The 3,125-nt window shown below is 73.5% G+C and carries 2 protein-coding genes; both read right to left on the bottom strand.

Translation table 11 applies throughout. The annotated features are described in order from the left end of the window. A partial coding sequence (locus AOK18_RS25345) for a RelA/SpoT family protein (protein WP_055695835.1) occupies positions 1 to 1,869 on the bottom strand: 1,869 nt, incomplete at its 3' end. 296 nt (positions 1,870 to 2,165) lie between these two features. Further along, entirely contained in the window at positions 2,166 to 3,056 is an 891-nt protein-coding gene (gene dapF / locus AOK18_RS25340; protein ID WP_055695834.1) for a diaminopimelate epimerase, read from the bottom strand. Positions 3,057 to 3,125 lie beyond the last annotated feature (69 nt).

The following is a 3,125-nucleotide window of genomic DNA, read 5'->3' as shown; positions in this document are numbered from 1 at the left end:
CACGGCGACCGCTCCCCCGCGCACGGCGAATCCGGTCACCTCGTCGGGCGGTACGGGTGTGCAGCAGCCGGCGAGCCGTGCCGTCGCGCCGGGCCGGTCGGCCAGGACCCGGGCACCGGCGGAGGGGCCGGACACCGCCGCGGAAGCCGGTGCGGCGGCGGACTCGCCCCCGGCGGGACGCGCGGCCGCCCGGGTTTCCCCGGATCCGGCCCGGTCCCCCCGGGGCGGAGCGGCGGCTTCGGCGGGAGGCGCGGGGTGGGCGGTCAGCCACCGCTGGATGGCGATCCGGGCGGCCGGGGTACGGGCGTGCTCCAGCCACTCCCTGGAGGGCTCGGAGGAGGGGTCCTGGCCCATCAGCAGCTGGACGGTGTCCCCGTCCCTCAGCACGGTGCGTAGTGTCGCCAGCCGGCCGTTGACGCGGGCGCCGATGCACGCGTGCGCGTCCTCGCCGTACTGCGCGTACGCGGCGTCCACGCAGGTCGCCCCGTCGGGCAGGCCGATCGTGCCGCCGTCCGGGCGGAACACGGTGATCTCGCGGTCCTGGGCGAGGTCCTCGCGCAGCGTGGACCAGAAGGCGTCGGGGTCGGTCGTGCCACGCTGCCACTCCAGGAGCCGGGAGAGCCAGCCGGGCCGGGTCGGGTCGACGCGTTCGCCGTCGTTCGCCGACTGCTCCTCACCCGGGACGGCGTAGGGGTTGCCGAGGGCGACGACACCGGCCTCGGCGACCTTGTGCATCAGGTGCGTGCGGATGAGGACTTCGACGACCTGGCCGTCGTCGCGCGCGACGGCGGTGTGCAGCGACTGGTAGAGGTTGAACTTGGGTACCGCGATGAAGTCCTTGAACTCCGAGACGACGGGTGTCATGCAGGTGTGCAGTTCGCCCAGGACGCCGTAGCAGTCGGCGTCCTCGTTCACCAGCACCAGCAGCCGGCCGAAGTCGGCGCCGCGCAGCCGGCCGCGTTTGCGGGACACGCGGTGCACGGAGACGAAGTGGCGGGGGCGGATGAGGACCTCGGCGGTGAGGTCCGCCTCGCGCAGCACCCTGCGCACCTCGTCGGCGACCTCGGCGAGGGGGTCGTCCGCGCGGGAGGCGTTGCGCAGGATCAGCTCGCGCGTGTGCCTGTTCTCCTCGGGGTGCAGGATCGCGAAGACCAGGTCCTCGAGTTCCGTCTTGAGCGCCTGGACGCCGAGCCGTTCGGCGAGCGGGATGAGCACGTCCCGGGTCACCTTGGCGATGCGCTCCTGCTTCTCCGGGCGCATCACCCCGAGGGTGCGCATGTTGTGCAGCCGGTCGGCGAGTTTGATCGACATCACGCGGACGTCGTTGCCGGTGGCGACCAGCATCTTGCGGAAGGTCTCGGGCTCGGCCGCGGCACCGTAGTCGACCTTCTCGAGCTTGGTGACGCCGTCGACGAGGTAGCACACCTCCTCGCCGAACTCCTCGCGGACCTGGTCGAGCGTCACGTCCGTGTCCTCGACGGTGTCGTGGAGCAGGGAGGCCGTCAAGGTCGTGGTCTCGGCGCCGAGTTCGGCGAGGATGAGGGTCACGGCGAGCGGATGGGTGATGTAGGGCTCGCCGCTCTTGCGCATCTGTCCCCGGTGCGAGGACTCGGCCAGGAGATAGGCGCGGCGCAGGGGGTCCAGGTCGGCGTCGGGGTGGTGGGCGCGGTGGGCGTCGACCACGTGGCCGATGGCGTCGGGGAGCCGGTCGCGGGAGGCGGGGCCGAGGAGTGCGGCGCGGCCCAGCCGGCGCAGGTCGAGCCGGGAGCGTGCCTTCCTCCGCGTCCCTGCGGGCGTGGCATGACCCGATGTCGCGGACCCCGTGGTCACGGGGCCCGGAGTCGCGGGTTTCGCGGCCTCCGCGTTCATGGGCACCTCCGGCGGCGTTGACCGGCGGACGCGTGCCCAGGGCGGAATCGGGCTGGGGAGACGGTGCTCGTCCCCGTCCGGGCCGGTGCTTGATGCTACCGAGCCCAGCACGTGCGACCGACCGCCTCCCTCCGAGCGTGAAACGGATCACTCCTTCGAGCGAAGACCGTCACAGCGGCGATTTCACGCCAGGGAACCAGCGGCGCGCCGTGCTCTCGAAGCCGGACCGGGCCCCGCGCCTGGCGGATGCGGCCGGCCGGCACGTGGTGCTCTTGGATACCAAGCCGGTACCGGGGTCAGCGGGGGAGGTTCTCCAGCCACTCGCCCTCGATCACGCCCTCGGCGACGATCACCGCGGGCCCGGTCATCTCGATCTCCCCGTCGGGTCGTTCGGTGATCGTCAGGGTGCCGCCGGGCACGTCCACCGTGTACGTCACCGGGATTCCGGTGATCCGCGGGTCGACGCCGTCCCGGCGGGCCGCGGCCACGGCGACCGCGCAGGCGCCCGTGCCGCACGAGCGGGTCTCGCCGACCCCCCGCTCGTGGACGCGCAGCGCCACGTGCCGGGGGCCGCGGTCGGCCACGAACTCCACGTTGACGCCGTCCGGATAGACGGAGGCGGGGCTGAACGGGGGCGCGGTGAGCAGGTCGCCGGCGTGGTCGAGGTCGTCCACGAAGGCCACGGCGTGCGGGTTGCCCATGTTCACGTTGCGCGCGGGCCAGCTGCGTCCGCCGACGCTGACGGTGACGCCGTCCTCGGGGAGCAGCGCCCGGCCCATGCCGACGGTGATGTCGCCCGTGGCGGGGCCGCCGGACGCGGTCTTGGCGATGTGCACCGCCTTCACGCCGCCGCGCGTGGCGATCGCGACGTCCCCCTCGGTCACGTGGCCCGCGTGCTGGAGGTAGCGCGCGAACACGCGCACTCCGTTTCCGCACATCTCGGCGACGGAACCGTCGCCGTTGCGGTAGTCCATGAACCACTCGGCCTCGGCCGCCAGGTGCCGTGCCTCGGGGTGCGCGGCGGACCGCACCACGTGCAGCAGCCCGTCGCCGCCGATGCCCGCGCGGCGGTCGCAGAGGGCCGCGACGGAGGCGGGGGGCAGGTCGACGGCGTTCTCGGGGTCCGGAACGATGACGAAGTCGTTCTCGGTGCCGTGCCCCTTGAGGAAAGCGATCCGCGTGCTCATCCCTCGATCGTACGGGGCGCCCGCGCCACCGCGTCCCGGCCCTCGCGGTGCGCGGGCGCCCCGTACGAT

Origin of the sequence: Streptomyces prasinopilosus (genome assembly GCF_001419695.1) — a bacterium.
Lineage (GTDB): Bacteria > Actinomycetota > Actinomycetes > Streptomycetales > Streptomycetaceae > Streptomyces > Streptomyces prasinopilosus.
Note: the sequence above shows the minus strand (reverse complement) of the source record. Positions and strands in the feature narration are given on the sequence as shown.

Coding starts and splice junctions, on each gene's coding strand:
- dapF (WP_055695834.1), bottom strand. CDS start 3,056: ATGAGCACGCGGATCGCTTTCCTCAAGGGGCACGGCACCGAGAACGAC.